1 protein-coding gene is annotated in these 765 nt (G+C 70.5%); it reads right to left on the bottom strand.

Annotated features, from left to right (window positions below; all coding sequences use genetic code 11):
• The coding region (locus K8625_RS43600; RefSeq protein WP_223786120.1) for an IS256 family transposase at positions 1 to 765 on the bottom strand (765 nt) is incomplete at both ends.

Raw genomic sequence — 765 nt, 5'->3', positions numbered from 1 at the left:
CATGTCGAGGTAGCGGCGGTCGTCCCAGATACCAGTCACTTCGAGGGCGACGGCGGTGATGAGACGCAGCGCGCTGGCACGGTCCGGGAAGGCGCCCACGGAGCGGATGCGGCGCTTCACTTCGCCGTGCAGACGCTCCAGGCCGTTGGTGCTGCGCAGGCGCTTCCAGTGGGCCTTGGGGAAGGAGAAGAAGCAGGTGGCGGCGGCGAAGCCCTCGCGCAGGCACTCCATGGCCTCGGGGACCTGGCGGCCCAGTCCGGCCTGGAGCGCCTCCAGACGCTTCCTGGCGTCCAGGAGAGAGGGGGCCTCGAAGACGGCCGAGGTCTCCTTGCCGAGGCGTCCTCGCAGGCGCCAGGGAGCCTTGGCGAGGACGTTCCGGGTGAGGTGCACCGTGCAGCGCTGGAGCTGGGCCTCGGGCAGTGCCTGCCGGGCCGCGGCGGCCAGCCCCGCGTGCCCGTCGGCGATAACCAGGCGCACGCCCCTCAACCCTCGCTCGAGCAGTTGGCGCAGCAGCTCCAGCCAGGAGTCCTGCGACTCGCTGCCCCCCAGAGTCACGGCCAACAGGTGCCGGTGCCCATCCTCTCCCACGCCGTAGGCCACCAGGGCCGAGACGTTCTGCACCGTGCGCGCCCACCGGGCGTCCAGGAAGGTGGCATCCAGGTACAGGTAGGGGAAGGCCTGGGTGAGAGGCTGGGTGCGAAGGCCCTCCACCTTCTCTTCGAGGGACTTCGTCACTCGGCTCACCGTCGAACGCGAAACCTCCTC

It is taken from the genome of Myxococcus sp. AS-1-15, from assembly GCF_020037055.1.
In the GTDB taxonomy this organism is placed as follows: domain Bacteria; phylum Myxococcota; class Myxococcia; order Myxococcales; family Myxococcaceae; genus Myxococcus; species Myxococcus fulvus.
Note: the sequence above shows the minus strand (reverse complement) of the source record. Positions and strands in the feature narration are given on the sequence as shown.